The 16,129-nt window shown below is 62.0% G+C and carries 12 protein-coding genes; 9 read left to right on the plus strand and 3 right to left on the minus strand.

The genetic code is table 11. The features are described 5' to 3' along the window. Positions 1 to 2 precede the first annotated feature (2 nt). Positions 3 to 926, plus strand: coding sequence for a U32 family peptidase (locus tag M3P88_RS13040; RefSeq protein ID WP_249616438.1), 924 nt, complete (start codon positions 3 to 5; stop codon positions 924 to 926). Further along, positions 913 to 1,347: a ubiquinone anaerobic biosynthesis accessory factor UbiT gene (ubiT, locus tag M3P88_RS13045; RefSeq protein WP_249616439.1), complete on the plus strand. Its 435-nt coding sequence runs from the start codon at positions 913 to 915 to the stop codon at positions 1,345 to 1,347. The genes M3P88_RS13040 and ubiT overlap by 14 nt, the downstream gene beginning before the upstream one ends. Positions 1,348 to 1,414: 67 nt before the next feature. Here ubiT and M3P88_RS13050 read toward each other — a convergent pair whose 3' ends face one another. Beyond that, positions 1,415 to 2,335, minus strand: coding sequence for a LysR family transcriptional regulator (locus M3P88_RS13050; protein WP_249616440.1), 921 nt, complete (start codon positions 2,333 to 2,335; stop codon positions 1,415 to 1,417). Between the two features lie 291 nt (positions 2,336 to 2,626). Between M3P88_RS13050 and M3P88_RS13055 the strand changes: the two genes are divergently transcribed. From M3P88_RS13055 to M3P88_RS13080, 6 genes are all read left to right on the plus strand, one after another. After that, positions 2,627 to 3,790, plus strand: coding sequence for an NAD(P)H-dependent flavin oxidoreductase (locus tag M3P88_RS13055; protein WP_249616441.1), 1,164 nt, complete (start codon positions 2,627 to 2,629; stop codon positions 3,788 to 3,790). Between the two features lie 94 nt (positions 3,791 to 3,884). Continuing rightward, entirely contained in the window at positions 3,885 to 5,240 is a 1,356-nt protein-coding gene (locus M3P88_RS13060; protein ID WP_249616442.1) for an aldehyde dehydrogenase family protein, read from the plus strand. Beyond that, positions 5,237 to 7,156: a UvrD-helicase domain-containing protein gene (locus M3P88_RS13065; protein ID WP_249616443.1), complete on the plus strand. Its 1,920-nt coding sequence runs from the start codon at positions 5,237 to 5,239 to the stop codon at positions 7,154 to 7,156. The genes M3P88_RS13060 and M3P88_RS13065 overlap by 4 nt, the downstream gene beginning before the upstream one ends. Positions 7,157 to 7,224: 68 nt before the next feature. Continuing rightward, a complete protein-coding gene (locus M3P88_RS13070) occupies positions 7,225 to 7,416 on the plus strand; it encodes a hypothetical protein (protein WP_249616444.1) in 192 nt (63 codons plus the stop codon). Continuing rightward, positions 7,413 to 8,897, plus strand: coding sequence for a sodium:solute symporter family transporter (locus M3P88_RS13075; protein ID WP_249616445.1), 1,485 nt, complete (start codon positions 7,413 to 7,415; stop codon positions 8,895 to 8,897). Before M3P88_RS13070 ends, M3P88_RS13075 begins: the two co-directional genes overlap by 4 nt. Beyond that, positions 8,894 to 10,291: an FAD-binding oxidoreductase gene (locus M3P88_RS13080; RefSeq protein WP_249616446.1), complete on the plus strand. Its 1,398-nt coding sequence runs from the start codon at positions 8,894 to 8,896 to the stop codon at positions 10,289 to 10,291. Before M3P88_RS13075 ends, M3P88_RS13080 begins: the two co-directional genes overlap by 4 nt. Before the next feature lie 23 nt (positions 10,292 to 10,314). On the opposite strand, the gene M3P88_RS13085 is transcribed toward M3P88_RS13080, so the two are convergent. Beyond that, on the minus strand, positions 10,315 to 12,204 hold the full coding sequence (locus M3P88_RS13085) for a methyl-accepting chemotaxis protein (protein ID WP_249616447.1): 1,890 nt from the start codon (positions 12,202 to 12,204) through the stop codon (positions 10,315 to 10,317). A 163-nt stretch (positions 12,205 to 12,367) separates the two neighbouring features. On the opposite strand from M3P88_RS13085, the gene M3P88_RS13090 reads away from it, so the two are divergent. Continuing rightward, positions 12,368 to 13,945, plus strand: a complete 1,578-nt coding sequence (locus M3P88_RS13090; RefSeq protein ID WP_249616448.1) for a DUF389 domain-containing protein — start codon at positions 12,368 to 12,370, stop codon at positions 13,943 to 13,945. 186 nt (positions 13,946 to 14,131) lie between these two features. On the opposite strand, the gene M3P88_RS13095 is transcribed toward M3P88_RS13090, so the two are convergent. Continuing rightward, positions 14,132 to 15,997, minus strand: a complete 1,866-nt coding sequence (locus M3P88_RS13095; protein WP_249616449.1) for a methyl-accepting chemotaxis protein — start codon at positions 15,995 to 15,997, stop codon at positions 14,132 to 14,134. Positions 15,998 to 16,129: the final 132 nt, after the last annotated feature.

Here is a 16,129-nt window from a genome sequence, read left to right on the forward strand (position 1 = left end):
AGATGAGCGCACTTAATCTCAAACTCACCCTCGGCCCCATCCTGTTTTTCTGGTCGCGCGACGAGGTCTTCAAGTTTTATGAAGCGGCGGCGACTTGGCCGCTGGACACGATTTATCTGGGCGAAGCCGTCTGCTCGCGTCGCCAGCAACTGCGCACCAGCGACTGGATTACGCTGGCGCACCAGCTCTCTGATGCCGGCAAACAGGTGGTACTCAGCTGCCAGGCGCTGCTGGAGAGCGAGTCCGACCTCAAGCGCCTGCGCAAGCTGGTGGACAATGGCCGCGTGACGCTGGAGGTCAATGATCTGGGAGCAGCCAAGCTTGCACGCGACGCCGGTCTGCCCTTTGTCGCCGGCACCCATATGAATGTCTACAACAGCAGCACGCTCTCGCTGATGCGCACGCTGGGCGCCACGCGCTGGCTGCCGCCGGTGGAGATGGACCGCGACACGCTGGCCGCCATTCTGGCCACCCGACCCGAGCTTGAAACCGAGGTGTTTGCCTGGGGTCGCCTGCCGCTGGCATTCTCGGCACGCTGCTTTACCGCGCGCCACTACAACCTGAGCAAGGATGACTGCCAGTTCAAGTGTCTGGAACATCCGGATGGCTTGACGCTGGCCACGCGCGAAGCACAAGGCTTTCTGACCATTAACGGCATCCAGACCATGTCCGATGGTTGCCATGCCTTGCTGCCGTATCTGGCCGAAATGGAAGCAATGGGCGTGACGGCGGTACGCGTCAGCCCGCAGTCGGCCCACACCGCAGAAGTCGTTGCCGCTTTCCGTGCGGTCATCGCCGGCACGCAAAGTGCAGACGCCGCCATGGCCGGCTTAAAGGGCAAACACGCCGGGGCGGCGGTAGACGGCTACTGGTGCGGAAGCGCCGGCATTATCAATACAGGAGACACCTTGCATGCGCGTGCCTGACATCACCCTGCCACCGATTATCGCCAGCATCGCCGGCAAACTGCCCGCGACCCCGCCCACCTTGGCCCTGGTCACGGCACTGAACCAGCTGGTCAAGCGCGGCGTGCTGCCGGCCGAGATGGAACTACTGGCCGGCAAGCGCTTTGAAGTGGATGTGCTGGACGCCGGTATCAAGCTGCGCTTCGCCGCCGACGAGAGCCGCTTTAAGGTGGACGCATCGGCGCAGGCACCAGACTTGCGCTTTGCCGCCAACCTTGCGGATTTGGCACGCATGATGCTGCGCGAAGAAGACCCGGACACGCTGTTTTTCAACCGCAAGCTGGTGATCGAAGGCGACACCGAGCTGGGGCTGATCGTGAAGAATTTGCTCGATAGCGTAGACTGGAGCGAAACGCCGCTGGCACGGTTTATGGCGGTATAACGGGGAGAGGGACTGGGGACTCGGCTCCACGTTCCCCGTTCCCCGCTCCCGGTTCCCCCCCCCTACCTTACGCCGGCCACTTCGCCAACACGTCCGGATGACTCGCCAGACGCTCGACGATAAAGTCGACAAATACGCGGGTGCGCGGTGCGGTGTGTTCGCGGTGCGGGAAGCACAGGTAAATGGCCCGCTCGGTCGAAAGGAAGTCGAGCAATACCGGCTCCAGCTCGCCGCGGCGCATGGCATCAATCGCCTCATTGCCCGGCAACTGGGCGACGCCCTGCCCCAAACGTGCCAGCTCGGCGACGGCCTCGATCTCGTTCAGCGTGTAAGTACCGGAAACATCCAGCGGAATGCGCTCGCCATCACGCTCAAACTCCCACTTGGACAAACGCCCCGAAGTCGGAAACTGGAAGTTGATGCAATCATGCGTCGACAGTTCCTCCGGCGTTTGCGGCCGGCCATGCTTGTCCCAGTAAGCCGGTGTGGCCACGGTATACAAAGGAATATCGGCCAGATGGCGCGCCATCATGCGGCTGTCCGGCATCATGCCCTGACGGATGCCGACATCGTAGCCGTCTTCAATCAGATCGCTGAAATGGTCATCCAGCCCGAAAAAGACGCGGATCTTGGGATAGAGCTGGCAGAACTCGCCCATCAAGGGCAGGATCAGCCGGCGGCCAAAGCTGTTGGGCATGCTGACGCGCAGATGGCCGGCCGGTTCGTCCTGACTGGCTTTAAGCTGGCTGATGGCATTGTCCAGATTATTAACCGGCCCCTTGCACTGCGCGTAAAAGCGCCGGCCATCCTCGGTCAAGGTGAGCTGGCGCGTGGTGCGGTTAAACAGCCGTACTTCCAGCTCCAGTTCCAAGCGGGCAATACTCTGACTCACCGCCGCCGGAGAAACGCCCATCTTGCGCGCCGCGTCGGAAAAACTGCCATTTTCAGCAGTCGTCATGAACACCATTAGCGCCTTGAGCGTATCCATACTCTTACCCCTGTCCTGAATGCGTGCAATTAACAATCTATTATTTAAAAAGGATAATCCAATTCCGCAAAATCTTAAATGCAAAATCCAAAAAAAACACAATACCTATGTCATTAACCATAAATACAACACACCACCACAGCATCGCCCAAGCCTGATCATGGCTAGCTTGCACCGGCTATCTTTGCGCGGCCACTAGAGTCAAAACTCAAAACATTGATCCAGATCAAATGTCACCCGCAAAAACCCCCACAAAATAGACCTTTTGCTCCATCGCTAAAGGTCTACGGCATGAATCCCAGCTTCTCTGCGCTCACCATCCGTCAGCGCGAACTCCTGCCCGTCGTACAAGGCGGCATGGGAGTCGGCATCTCGGCCCAAAGCCTGGCCGGTGCCGTGGCACATGAAAATGCCGTTGGAACGATCGCCAGTGTGGACTTGCGCCACCTGCATCCCGATCTTGTTGCCGCCTCCAGCAAGGCGGAAGGTGACGAGGAACTGAACCGGCTCAACCGGGTCGCCCTGGACAGGGAAGTCAAAGGCGCACTGGCGCGCGCGCAAGGCCGCGGCCTGATTGCCGTCAATGTGATGAAAGCGGTGGCCGACCATCCGGCACTGGTGCGTCAGGCCTGCGAGTCGGGTGCGCACGCCGTGGTCATGGGCGCGGGCCTGCCGCTGGATCTGCCGGATATGACTGCCGACCACCCCGATGTGGCGCTGATCCCCATTCTGTCGGAGTCGCGCGGCATCGCCATTGTACTCAAGCGCTGGATGAAAAAAGGCCGTCTGCCCGACGCCATCGTAATCGAACATCCGCACCATGCCGGCGGCCATCTGGGCGCAGCCCAGGTCGCGGATCTGGGCGATGAGCGCTTCAATTTCAAGCGGGTACTGGAAGAGACCCAGCAGTTGTTCAAGACGCTGGAAATCGAACGCGAGCGTATTCCGCTTATCGTCGCCGGCGGCATGAGCCATTTTGCCAAGGTCAGAACGGCGCTGACCGAATGGGGTGCGTCGGCCGTTCAGATCGGTACCGCTTTTGCGGTAACCCGCGAGGGCGATGCTCACGACAACTTCAAGCGCATACTGGCCGAGGCCAAGGACGAGGATATTGTCGAGTTCATGTCGGTCGCCGGTCTGCCTGCGCGCGGCGTGCTCACGCCGTGGCTGAAAAGCTATATCAAGCGGCTGGATAAACTGCAGGCCAATGCCAAGGCCGATCCGGCACGCTGCACCCAGGCGCTCAACTGCCTGTCGGTCTGCGGATTGCGCGATGGCTTATCCAAAGCCGGCCAGTTCTGCATCGATCTTAAGCTCTCTGCCGCTTATCGCGGCGAAGTGAGCAAGGGGCTGTTCTTCCGCGGCAAGGACCCGTTGCCGTTTGGCGAACAGATGCGCAGCGCACGCGAAACCATCGAATATCTGCTGACCGGGCGCAAGCCTGTCGGCGTGTAAGCACCGCGCACGCAAGCCGGGCGGGATGCGTCTCGCCCGGCAGCGCAACACGGCAAGACTCCCCGCTTTCCCCGCTCTCCGTTACACTGCCTGCATGAACGCATTTACCAGTTGCAATCCGGCCACCGGCGAGGTGGCTTTTACCCGTGGCGCGTGGCAGGGCGAAGCGCTGAATCAGTGCATGAGCGCGCTTAAGCGCGCACGCCCGGCATGGGCGGCGCTTTCATGTGAAGCGCGCGCCGCGCGTTTGCTGTGCGTGGCCGATGCACTGGAGCATGAACGCACCGCGCTGGCGGCACTGGTGACGCTGGAAGTGGGTAAGCGCACCAGCGAATGCCTGGCCGAAATCGACAAATCGGCGCAGCTGATCCGCTATTACGCCGAACTCGCCCCGCGCCTGCTTGCCCCGCAAAACATCCCGACCCAAGCCAGTGCCAGTGGCGTCAGCTTCGAGGCACTGGGCTTGGTGCTGGCCATCATGCCGTGGAATTACCCGGTGTGGCAGGTGCTGCGCTTCGCCATTCCGGCACTGATGTCGGGCAATGCCTGCCTGGTCAAACCGGCGCCCTCGGTGCCGCTGTCCACACAAAAGCTGCTGGAGATCGTGCGCGGCAGCGGGCTTGAGGTCTTCGATGTGGCATGGATCGGCCACGACGAGGTCGAAGACGCCATTCGCGGCGCCGACGCGGTGGCCTTTACCGGCTCGACCGGCACCGGCCGTCTTGTCGCCAGCGCCGCCGGGCGCCATCTCAAGAAAAGCGTGCTGGAACTGGGCGGCAGCAACCCGTTTATCGTGCTGGCCGATGCCGATGTGGATGAAGCCGCCTTCGAGGCCGCGCACTCGCGCTTTCGCGATGCCGGCCAAAGCTGCAATGCCGCCAAGCGCATGATTGTGGTGCCCGAAATTGCCGATGCCTTTGCCGAACGCTTTAGCCGCCACGCGCGCGCACTGGTGATGGGCGAGCCGCGCGATGCAGCGACCACCCTGGGGCCGCTGGCGCGTGCCGATCTGCGCGAAGCCTTGCATGCCCAGGTGCTGGATGCCGTCTCCCACGGTGCGCAACTGCTATGCGGCGGGGTAATGCCCGGCGGTGCCGGCTTCTTTTATCCGGCCACCGTGCTGGATCGGGTCAACGCCCACTGCCGGGTCTGGCATGAGGAAGTCTTCGGCCCGGTCGCCAGCATCATCCGCGCACGCGACGAAGCCGACGCCATCCGCATCGCCAACGACACGCCCTACGGCCTGGGGGCCAGCATTTTCTCGGCCGACAGCGCGCGGGCGCGGGCGCTGGGCGCCGACATCGAGGCCGGCAGCGTGTTTATCAACCGCTACACCAGCTCGGACTTGCGCCTGCCCTTTGGCGGGGTGAAATCATCCGGTTACGGGCGCGAGCTGTCCGAGTTCGGCCTGTACGAGTTCGTCAATGTCAAAACCTGGTGGCAAAAGTGAGGGCGCACACCCGACTCACGCTCAGCGCCGAGCAGCAGGCGGTACTCGATCACCGCGAGGGTCACCTGCTGATCGAAGCGGCCGCCGGCAGCGGCAAGACGACCTTGCTTGCCCTGTTGGCGCTGCAGCACGCGCATAGCGGCGGCAAGGTGCTGGCCCTGACCTTTAGCCGTAGCGGCAAAGCCAGCCTGCAGCAACGCCTGGCCGAACATGGCAACCGCAGCGACGCCATCACCGTGCAGAGCTTTGACGAAGTGTGCATGGGCGAAGCCGGACGCCTGCTGGCCGACGAGCGCCAGTTGGTAAAGAAAGACTGGGTGTTGGAGCATGTGCTGCCGCAAGTGGTGGCCGAGGTCAATCAGGCCATCGCCGGCAGTGACGAAATGCAGCTGCCGCAGGATGCGGCCAGCCTCACCGATTTGCTGGACACCTTCCAGAGCATCAAGCAAGGGCGGCTCTCGGCGCAGCTTGCCTATGAAGAAGACGCCGAAGTCATCGCCGGCACCTTGCAGCGCCCGCACGCAGTGTGGCTGGCCTATCTGGCTTACGAAAACCGCCGGCGCACCCTGCGTCTGGAGCGCGATACCGGCTTTCGCCTGATCGAAGACGCCTGCCACGACCTGATGGATGCGCTGGAGCAAGATCTGCTGCTCGCGCCCGGCCGCTTTCACGCCTCCTGCCTGTTTATCGACGAGTTTCACGACACCAGCCCCTTGCAACTGGCGTGGCTATTGGCCTGGGGCGGACAAGTCGGCAAGCTGGTAGCGGTCGGCGACCGCGATCAGGTGCTGTATTCATGGCGCGGCGCCGATGCCCAGAGCGTATTTGCCGGCTTTCGCCGCCAGCTCCCCAAGGTCACCGTACTACCGCTGTCCGCCTCCTACCGCTTCGGCCCCTTGCTGGCGGCACGCGTGCAGCCGCTACGCAGCCCGCGCCTGCCGCCTTTGGCCGGCACCGGCTGCGCAAGCGAAATCGAAACGGCACATGGCCATCTGGCCCAGGTGCTGGCCGCCAACCCCTATCCGGCGGGCGAGACGGCACTGATCGCGCGCGACCGCGGCCAGACCGTGGCGGCACAACTGGCGCTGACCGAGGCCGGCATTCCGTTCTATACCCTGGACGGCTGGCCGTGCTGGCGCAATAGCGAAGGCATGCTGATTCAGGCACTGGCCCAGCTGATGGCGCCCACTTGGAGCGCGCAAAGCGCACAACAGAACGACCCGAAAAAACTGCGCTACGAGCGCGAGCGGCGCGAACGTCTGGCCCGGCGCCTGGTCACCCTGCCCGGCTGGTGCCTGAACGATAAGCGCCAGCGCGAACTGGGCGCCATGGTGGCCGAGTCGGGCGAACACTGGCCGCTACTGGCGCAGTGGCTGAGCGACTTGCCAGCGCCGGCGCATCCGGCCCAGCGCAGCCAGCTCTTGGCATTGCAACAGGCGCTAGGCTCGCTGCTTGGCCACGATGGCAATGCCCGGCTAGCCGATGCCTTGGCCATCTTCACCCGCGAAGCCCGCCTCTTGTCTACCCTGCGCGCCTATGCGCCATGGGGCGAGGCGGCCGATAGCCGGGTACAGGGCTGGCAGGCGCTATGCCGCCATATCGCGCAGCAGGGCTTTAGCGCGACGCAATGGCTGAGCCGCTGCGAGCGCCTGAACTGGCTGCACTGGAAGGCCGAGCAGGATGCCGCGCAAGCGCTGGCCGTCGGCTCGGTCTTTCACGCCAAGGGCAAGCAATGGCCGCATGTCATCCTGACCGGCATGGGCGAGCATGAGTTTCCGCTTCCCGGCGCACCCATGGCCGAGGAAAAGCGCCGCGCCTATGTCGCAGCCACCCGCGCGCAAAACCGGCTGACCCTGCACTGCGCTGCCGAACAGCAACCGGGGCGGTTCTACCGCCTGCTGGCGGGCGAGGACTGAAGCGGCGCATCTGCGCTGCCGGCCTCGCCGACGCCCCACCCTTGCACACAATAGAAAAAGAATATCCAATGAAAACCCTGCTCTGCGGCCTGACGCTGCTCATCGTCGCGCTCTACTATGGCGTGCTTGCCTATGCGCCCGGCCTGCTGGCCGGACACTTGGCCGGCTGGCCGCTATCCATCCTGTTTGCGCTGGCGGCTTTTGCCGCGCTGTTTGCCATCACCCTGTTTGCCGCCCTGCGCCGGGATGACACGCCATGAGCACGGCCTTGCTGTTTTTCCTGCCGCTGCTCGTACTCACCCTTGCCATCTGCCATCTGGCGGCACGAAGCAGCCAGTCTGCCGGTGATTTTTTCAGCGCCGGCAACCGCATCGGCCCATGGCAAAACGCCTTGGCACTGGCCGGCGACTATCTGTCGGCGGCGGCTTTTCTGGGCGCGGCCGGTCTTTATTTCGCCGCCGGTTACGACTCGCTGGTTTACGCGGTGGGTACGCTGGCCGGCTGGCCGCTCCTGATGCTGCTGCTAGCCGGCAAACTGCGCCAGCTTGGCTGCTTTACCGTCAGCGATGTACTGGCGCAACGCTTTGCCAGCCGCAGGCTGCGCGCGCTCACTGCCACAAGCTCGCTCTTGGTCACGCTGTTTTATCTGATTGTGCAGATGGTGGGCGCAGGCAAGCTGATCGAACTGCTGTTCGGTCTGCCTTATCTGGCGGCCGTGGCGCTGGTGGCGCTGTTGATGGTGGGCTATGTCGCCATCGGCGGCATGCTGGCCACCACCTGGGTGCAAATGATCAAGGCGGTGCTGCTGCTGCTGTGTGGCGCCATGCTGGCCTGGGGCGTGCTCGCGCAATTCGGCTTTAGCGCCCCGGCCTTGTTTGCTGCGGCGACGCAACTGCGCGGCGACGCCGTCCTGCTGCCGGGTGCGGCCCTGTCCGACCCGGTAGAGCTACTGTCGCTGGGACTGGGACTGACGCTGGGCCTGCTGGGGCTGCCGCATGTGCTGATGCGCTTTCTGACCGTGCCTGATGCCCGCGCCGCTCGGCGCTCGGCAGCCATCGCCACCTTGCTGGTGGGCGGCTTTTTCTGCCTCAACATCCTGATCGGTTATGGCGCCATCGCGCTCTTGCCTGCTCACCCCGCGTTTTTTGACGCCGGCGGCAAACTGCTGGGCGGTGGCAATATGGCGGCGCTGCATCTGGCTAGCTTGCTGGGCGGAGCACCCTTAGCCGGGCTGGTCGCGGCAGTGGCCTTTGCCACCATTCTCGCCGTGGTGTCGGGGTTGACTCTGGCCGGCGCGGCGGCGATCAGCCATGACCTGTGGGCGGGCTTGCAGCACCGCGCAGTCAGCGCAGCCGAAAAGCAGCGCGTGTCGCGCTATGCCGCGCTGGCGCTGGGTCTGCTGGCGCTACTGCTCTCGACCCTGTTCCAGCAGCAGAATATCGCCTTTGTGATGGGGCTGGCTTTTGCCATTGCCGCCTCGGCCAACTTCCCGGTATTGCTGCTGGCTTTATACTGGCGCGACCTGAGCGAGCGAGGGGCGCTGGCTTGCGCCGCTTGCGGCATGCTCGCGTCCAGCGTGCTGATAGTACTGGGGCCGGCGGTCTGGGTCGCCGTGCTGGGCTTTGAAGAGCCGCTCTTTCCCTGGTCTAACCCCGCGCTGTTTGCCGTGCCGCTGGCGTTTGCCGCCGGCTTGCTGGGCTCGCAACGCCATGCCCTTTTCCGCAAAGTAAAACCACAATGAACGACTTGATTTCCAGTCTGGCCAGGATCGTCGGCCCGGCCCATGTGCTGACCCAAGACTCCGACACCGCGCCCTATCTCACCGACTGGCGCGGCCGTTATCACGGCCGTTGCGTAGCGGTGGTCGCGCCGGCCTCCACCGCCGAAGTTGCCGCGCTGGTCAGGCTGTGCGCCGCTCACGCTATCGCCATCGTGCCACAAGGCGGCAATACCTCGACTTGCGGCGCGGCGACGCCGGATGCATCCGGCCGGCAATTGGTGCTGTCGCTTGCCCGCATGCATGGCATACGCGACATCGACAGCGCCAATAATTCGATCACGGTCGAGGCCGGCGTGACGCTGGCCGAGGTGCAGGCCGTGGCGCGCGAGGCCGGCCGCCTGTTTCCGCTATCGCTGGCCAGTGAAGGCAGCTGCCAGATAGGCGGCAATCTCTCAACCAATGCCGGCGGTCTGGCCGTGCTGCGTTACGGTACCATGCGCGAACTGTGTCTGGGGCTGGAGGTTGTCCTGGCTGACGGACAGATATTGCATGCCTTGTCCGGACTCAGAAAAGACAGCAGCGGGCTGGATGTGAAGCAGCTGTTTATCGGTGCAGAAGGACAGCTGGGCATTATCACCGCCGCCACCCTCAAACTCTTTCCCTTGCCTGACGCCTGCGCCACCGCCTGGATCGGAGTGGATAGCGCCGACACCGCCATTCGCTGGCTGGGGGCGCTCAGGCAAGCGTTCGGCGACCGCCTGACCAGTTTCGAGCTACTGTCCGAGCCCTGCCAGCGGCTGCTTGACAAGCACCACGCGGGGCGGCTGCCGTTTATTGCGCCATGGGCTTTGCTGATCGAACTGTCGGATGCCGGCGATAGCGCCGAACTTGGCGAGCGCCTGACGGCATGGCTGTCCACGCAGGAGATGGTGGACGGCGTGATTGCGCAAAGCGAGGCCGAGCGCCTGAAGCTGTGGCAGTTGCGCGAAGACATGTCGGAGACGCAAAAAAAGGAAGGCGCCAGCATCAAGCACGATATCGGCGTGCCCAGCTCCGCCATTGCCGCCTTTATCGCCAGCTGTGGCGACGCACTACAGGCGGCCTTTCCCGGCTGCCGCATTATGGTGTTCGGCCATGCCGGCGATGGCAATCTGCATTACAACGTCAGCTATACCCGCACGGATAATGCGGCCCTGTTCGACGACGAGGCTGCGGTGAACGCCATCGTCTACGACCAGGTGGCACGCTATGGCGGCACGCTTGCCGCCGAACACGGCGTAGGCCAGCTCAAGGGGCAGTGGCTCGCGCGTTACAAAGACCCGGTAGCGCTCTTAATCATGCAAAACATGAAACAGGCGCTAGACCCTCAAGGGCTGATGAACCCGGGTAAATGGCTAAGCCTGCCATCAATGTAGGCGGGCAAAAGCCCGCCTGACTGCTACACCCTGAACTTGCCGAAACGGCTATCCATTTGGCCGGCCAAACGTGAGAGGCTGGATAAGGTCGCATTCACGTCCTGCAAAGCGCCTTCGTTAGCCACGATGCGGTTATTGATGGCCTCCGTACTCTGGGAAATGGCACCTGACGCATGATGTTGCTCATTGGTCGAGCTGGAAATCTCGCTCATGCGCTGCAGCAACTGCCGCATGGAGTCGCGCACGTTCTGGATGCTTGCCGCTGCCTCTTCGGTACGAACTGAGCTCTGGTCGACTACACGGACAGTCCCTTGCACATCATCCACTGCACGCTTCGCCTCGTCGCGGATTGCGCCGACCTTGCTGCTGATCTCCTGAGTAGCGCTGGCAGTACGCTCAGCCAGTTTACGGACCTCGTCAGCCACCACGGCAAAACCGCGCCCCTGCTCGCCGGCACGCGCGGCTTCAATTGCCGCATTGAGCGCCAGAAGATTGGTCTGATCTGCAATATCACGAATCACACTGGTAATACCGGAAATCTCCTGCGAGCGGCGGTCAAGCCCAGCCAGCATGATCTCCAGGCTACGCACCGATCCCAGCGTGTTTTCCATATCGTCCGATAATGCGTGAATCCCATCGGCACAACTCTCCAACTCCTGCCCAGTCGCCTTGACCAGCGAGTCGGCCTGATATGCGCCGTCAGCAATCAGCGAAATACTGACCCCAAGCTGTTCCAGCGTGGCGGCGTTGGCGGTCGAGACTTCGGCTATCTGGCTGGCACCCGCCGTCACCTCACTGACACGGCTACTGGCATTCGCCACACCCCCAACGACCTCCGCGGCCTCGCTACGCAACTGGGCAAACAGCTGCCCCAGCTGCTCGGTAAAACGGTTAAAAGCCTGTGCTGTCTGGCTAATTTCGTCATGACCATCCACCGTCAGTTTGCGCGTCAGGTCTGCCTCGCCACCAGCCATCTCGACCATTGCATCACGCAAGCGGGTCAGCCCCAGCAGCATCCGTCCCTGCACCAGACTGGATAGCGGCAGCATCAAGAGAAATATCGCCACGGCCATACCGGCCAGCGTCAACAACAGCGTATGCAGCGGAGCCAGCACCAGCGATTTTTCGCTCAGGACAACAATGCTCCAGTTCAGGCCTTCCAGCCGCGCAACCGAAGCCAGCATGGTTTTGCCACCGACCTCCACCTCCAGCAACTCTCCGCTGCCGCTTGCCGCCTGTATGGCCGAGTTGTCCAGCGCAGGCACCAAGGCCGTCACCGGCTTGGTCACCAAAGCCTTATCCGGTGCAGAAATCAGGTTACCCTTGCCATCCACCAGCAAGCTGTAGCCATTGCCACCCACCGGCAAAGTTGCCAGCGTGCGCGTCAACTCTTGCATCGAGATGTCGCCAGCCAGCACGCCACCCTTACTGCCTGGCAACGGTATCGCCATCGTAATCACGATGGCCTTGGTATTGGCATCAATATAAGGGTCGGTAGTAATCAGCTTACTGGCTGCCATGGCCTGCTGATACCAGCCACGGCTGGTGATGGCATACTCGGCAGGCGGCGTCCAGCCCGAAGCGAAATAGCCCTTGTTATCAGCAAACCCGACGTAGAGATCCATAAAGCGCCCTTCCTGCATGCCCTGTGTCAGGAACCACTGCGGATCGCGCGCGAGTGTATTGATTTCGTTGTCGTAACGTTGCGAGCGCCCCTGCACCACACTTTGCTTGTCCTGTGCCCAGTTGCCAATCAAGATCGCCTGTCCCTTAACAATCGTATTCTGTTCGCTGGCAATACCTTGCAACACCATTGATCGCACTTGGACAAAAACAATAATAAACAACAAGATGGCAAATGCCGCCAGCAGTAAGGCATTGAAGCCGATGAGTCGCGCTTTGAGTGAACGCATGGATTTCCCCCTTTAGTCGTAGGTGTCTCGAGTCGGACACTTGCAGCGGATTATGTATTTGATATCCAGCATGGGCAATATAAATGACATATATAAGCAAGGCTGGAAGTGCCATCACACTTGCTCCACAATGAAGACCTGAAACCAATAGATAGGAATGAGCATGGCAACACGCAGCCTGGCCGAGATCATCGTCGGCGAGTGGTGGAACCGGCGGCAGCAGAATGTGGATCAGGCCGAGGTCGATCGCAATATGGTCGAAAACGGCCTGCTGACTCCTGCCTATATTTTTCTGGTCTTTATTTCCTGCGCCATCGCCACGCTGGGGCTATTGCTGGACTCGGCCGCGGTGGTGATAGGCGCGATGCTGATCGCGCCCTTGATGGGGCCGATCAATCTGCTGGGTTACGCCATCGCCAAGACCAATCTGGCCTACGGTAAGCAGGCGGGACTGGCACTGGGCTTCGGCGTGGTGGCAGCACTGGTGACCAGCTACACCATTGTCAATTTTTCGCCCTTTATCCCGCCGACCGCGCAGATACTGGCGCGCACCAACCCCAATTTCTTCGATCTTCTGGTTGCCATTTTCTCCGGCATGGTCGCCGGCTTTGCCATTATTCGCCAGCAAGGCGGCACTTTTGCCGGCGTGGCGATTGCTACCGCCCTGATGCCGCCGCTGGCAACCAGCGGCTACGGCTGGGCTACCGCCTCATGGGATATTTTTTCCGGCGCCTTCTTGCTGTTCCTGACCAATATGCTGGCCATCGCCTTTTCCGTTACTGGGGTGAGCTTATGGTACGGGCTGGGCAAATGGCCCAGCGGCAAGGATCTGGCCTGGCGCGGCGGCGTGGCCCTGTTTGTCTTGGCACTGCTATCCATTCCGCTAGTCAAGACGTTGAACAGCTCGGTCAGCCAGGCCATTTTATCCAAGCAGGTACAAGATACGGTCAATAGCGCACTGCCGGCCAGCGACACCATCCAGCAGCTCAAGGTATGGGCACCGCCGGGAAAAAACGGGCCGCAGGTCAATCTGGTCGTACTCACCCGCCAATACGAACCTCAGTTGCAAAAACAACTGGAGGCACTGCTGGACAAGCGCTTTGGCCAGGATAGCCAGCTGACGCTGGACCAGATTGTCGCCAATACCAACGCGCAGGATCTGGATCAGCGCATCAGCGCGCAACTGGGCAAGCTCACCCAAAGCCGCAACCAGCAATCGGCACTGCGCGAGACGGTCAGCACCGGCATTCCCGCCCGCATTGCCCAGCTTGTCATCGACGAGGACAAGCACGCCATTACCGCCTACCTCGCACCGGCAGCAGGACTCTCGCTGCCTGCGCTGCAAAACGCGGAAATCATTCTGGCCAGCAAGCTTGGCACCTGGCAAGTACAGCTCATCCCCCCCGTGATGGCCTTGCCGGCACTGGACTTCGCCCCCGAAAGCAGCCAATTGTCAGGGAGTGCACTGCGCGACTTTTATGGTTCGGTCTGGGCACTCAAACGCTGGGGCATTACCCGCATCACCCTCCATGCGCATGCCAGCCTGAACGAAGCCGGACGACAAACGGCGGAGCTGGCCGGCGAGCGGGCGGAGAGCGTGGCTGCCCTTTTGCAACTGCAGGATATACAGAGCCAAAAACAAACCGCCTACCCCATGACAGGACAGGCGGCGATTGAACGCGAGCAAGGCAAAGCCGCCTTGCGCAGCGTATATCTGACGCTGGGGCCCAGCGGCCCCTGAGAGCGTGTTCACGATTTCGCGAGCGAGGGCGAGACAAGGCGAAAACGGCTGAGAAAGCGGCATGTACAGGTGGTACATGAGCATTTCGAAGCTGTTTTTAACGCCGTATCGCCAATGCGCAGCAGATCGTGAACAGGTTCTGAGTGCAACCCCGGGCGCCAGCCTGACGCCCGGTATGCCTCACGTTTACAGCTTGAACTTGGCGAATTCGCCATCCATCTGTCCGGCAGCCTGATCCAGCGCACGCAAGGTAGCGCTGACTTCCTGCAAGCGGCCATCATTCTCCACCACCTGGCTATTGATCTGCTCGGTACTTTGCGCAATCAGGGTGGTCGCTTCCTGCTGCTCGGTGGTCGAGTGGGTAATCTCGCCCATCTTGTCGACCACTTCACCCATGGCATGACGCACTTGGCCGATCTGCTCGGCCGCCGCACGCGTCACCTCCACCCCGGCTTCAACGGCGATAACCGTTTTGTTGACGTCGCCTACCGCCTGACTGGTTTCGTTGCGGATAGCCCCCACCATGCCGGCGATCTGCTGCGTTGCCTGCGCCGTGCGCTCGGCCAGCTTCCTCACCTCATCAGCCACCACGGCAAAGCCTCGCCCCTGCTCGCCGGCACGCGCGGCCTCAATCGCGGCATTCAGCGCCAGCAAATTGGTCTGGTCGGCGATATCGCGAATCACATCGGTGATGCCGGAAATCTCCTGCGAGCGGCTGGACAGCCCGCTCAACATGCCTTCCAGCGCACGCACGGCATTGACCGTTCCTTCCATGCCATCGGACAAGCGGGTGATATTGTCGGCGCTATTGCCTAGCGCCGAGCCGGTGTCGCGCACCAGCGTATTAGCCTGACGCGCGCTATCGGCGATATGTGCCACGCTGACGGTGATCTCTTCCAGCGTCGCCGCATTAGAGCTGGAAACATCGGACAAGCTGCGCGAACTGTCGGCAACCTGCCCCACCAACAGGCTGGCGTCGCCCACCCCCGCAACTACGCTGGAAGCGTCCTGCTTCAGTCCGGCAAACAGCGCATTTAAGCGCAGCACGAAAGCATTGAATGCCTCGGCCGTCTGCGCGATCTCGTCGCGCCCCGCTACCGGCAGGCTGCGTGTCAGATCGGCGTCACCCTGCGAAATGTCTACCATCGCGTTCTTGAGTACGCCAAGCCCTGCCAGCATGCGGCCGATCACCAGCGATCCGACAATCAGGAGGACGGCGAGGATGGCAGCGCTGGTCGCGGCCAGCGTATACCCCAAACGGGTAGCCGGTGCGTTGAGCTCGGCCTCGTCCATCGCGACGCCAACCAGCCAGTCGCTGCCGGGCACCGCCTTCACGCCGACCGCCATGCTGCGCTCGCCAAACTTGAACACCACCGGTTCATGCTCGCTTGCCAGCTGCTGCAGCCGCTCGGCGCTCAGGCCGCTTGCTACGGTCTCCAGCTTCTTGCCGGCGAGTTCTGCCTGCGGGTACGCGATCAGCGTGCCATCCCTGCCGGCCAGGAAGGCAAAACCGTTTGCCTGGATCTCGCGTGCCTGCAACTGTTTAGCCAGCGCATCGATATACACGTCCCCAGCGACCGCTCCACCATCGGACAAAGGCGCGGCGACTGTCACCATCATTCGTTTGCTGTCGGCATCAACATAGGGCGCGGTCACCACCGGCTTGCCCGCAGTGCGCGCGGCCTTAAACCAGTCGCGGGTACTGGCCTGGTAGTCGGCAGGGGCCTCCCACCCGTCGGAAAACAGCGTACTGCCGTCACCGTAAGCGGCGTAGGTGGCGACAAAATCCCCACTTCTGGCGAGTAGCTGGAAACCGGGGAGTGGTTCTTCGCGCCCGGCGACCTCGACCAGCTCTGTCATCACGCGTTGCCGCTCCTGCAGCCAGTTGCCCACCAGTTCGGCCTCGCCATCGACGATCGAAGTGATTTCCCCGTCGGCCGCGGCGACCATCGCCGTACGCATCTGGGAGTACGACACCCCGTACAGGGTTGCCGCCAGCGTAACCAGCAACAGCGCGCTGACTGCCAGCAGCTTATACCTCAACGATTGCATAGCAACGCCTTTCATTCACAGGTTAGATTAAATACACCACTCCATTACTACATTATCATCCATTTATATTGGATACAATAACGCAGTAATCATCTGCCGGGAGATACATAAAAAACCGCCAACTTCCTTAAT

It is taken from the genome of Craterilacuibacter sp. RT1T, assembly GCF_023502145.1.
In the GTDB taxonomy this organism is placed as follows: Bacteria; Pseudomonadota; Gammaproteobacteria; order Burkholderiales; family Chromobacteriaceae; genus Craterilacuibacter.

Excerpts from the sequence above, each read along its gene's own strand:
- M3P88_RS13075 (WP_249616445.1), top strand. The coding sequence starts at position 7,413 with ATGAGCACGGCCTTGCTGTTTTTCCTGCCGCTGCTCGTACTCACCCTT.
- M3P88_RS13095 (WP_249616449.1), bottom strand. The coding sequence starts at position 15,997 with ATGCAATCGTTGAGGTATAAGCTGCTGGCAGTCAGCGCGCTGTTGCTG.
- M3P88_RS13040 (WP_249616438.1), top strand. The coding sequence starts at position 3 with ATGAGCGCACTTAATCTCAAACTCACCCTCGGCCCCATCCTGTTTTTC.
- M3P88_RS13090 (WP_249616448.1), top strand. The coding sequence starts at position 12,368 with ATGGCAACACGCAGCCTGGCCGAGATCATCGTCGGCGAGTGGTGGAAC.
- ubiT (WP_249616439.1), top strand. The coding sequence starts at position 913 with ATGCGCGTGCCTGACATCACCCTGCCACCGATTATCGCCAGCATCGCC.
- M3P88_RS13055 (WP_249616441.1), top strand. The coding sequence starts at position 2,627 with ATGAATCCCAGCTTCTCTGCGCTCACCATCCGTCAGCGCGAACTCCTG.
- M3P88_RS13080 (WP_249616446.1), top strand. The coding sequence starts at position 8,894 with ATGAACGACTTGATTTCCAGTCTGGCCAGGATCGTCGGCCCGGCCCAT.
- M3P88_RS13070 (WP_249616444.1), top strand. The coding sequence starts at position 7,225 with ATGAAAACCCTGCTCTGCGGCCTGACGCTGCTCATCGTCGCGCTCTAC.
- M3P88_RS13060 (WP_249616442.1), top strand. The coding sequence starts at position 3,885 with ATGAACGCATTTACCAGTTGCAATCCGGCCACCGGCGAGGTGGCTTTT.
- M3P88_RS13085 (WP_249616447.1), bottom strand. The coding sequence starts at position 12,204 with ATGCGTTCACTCAAAGCGCGACTCATCGGCTTCAATGCCTTACTGCTG.
- M3P88_RS13050 (WP_249616440.1), bottom strand. The coding sequence starts at position 2,335 with ATGGATACGCTCAAGGCGCTAATGGTGTTCATGACGACTGCTGAAAAT.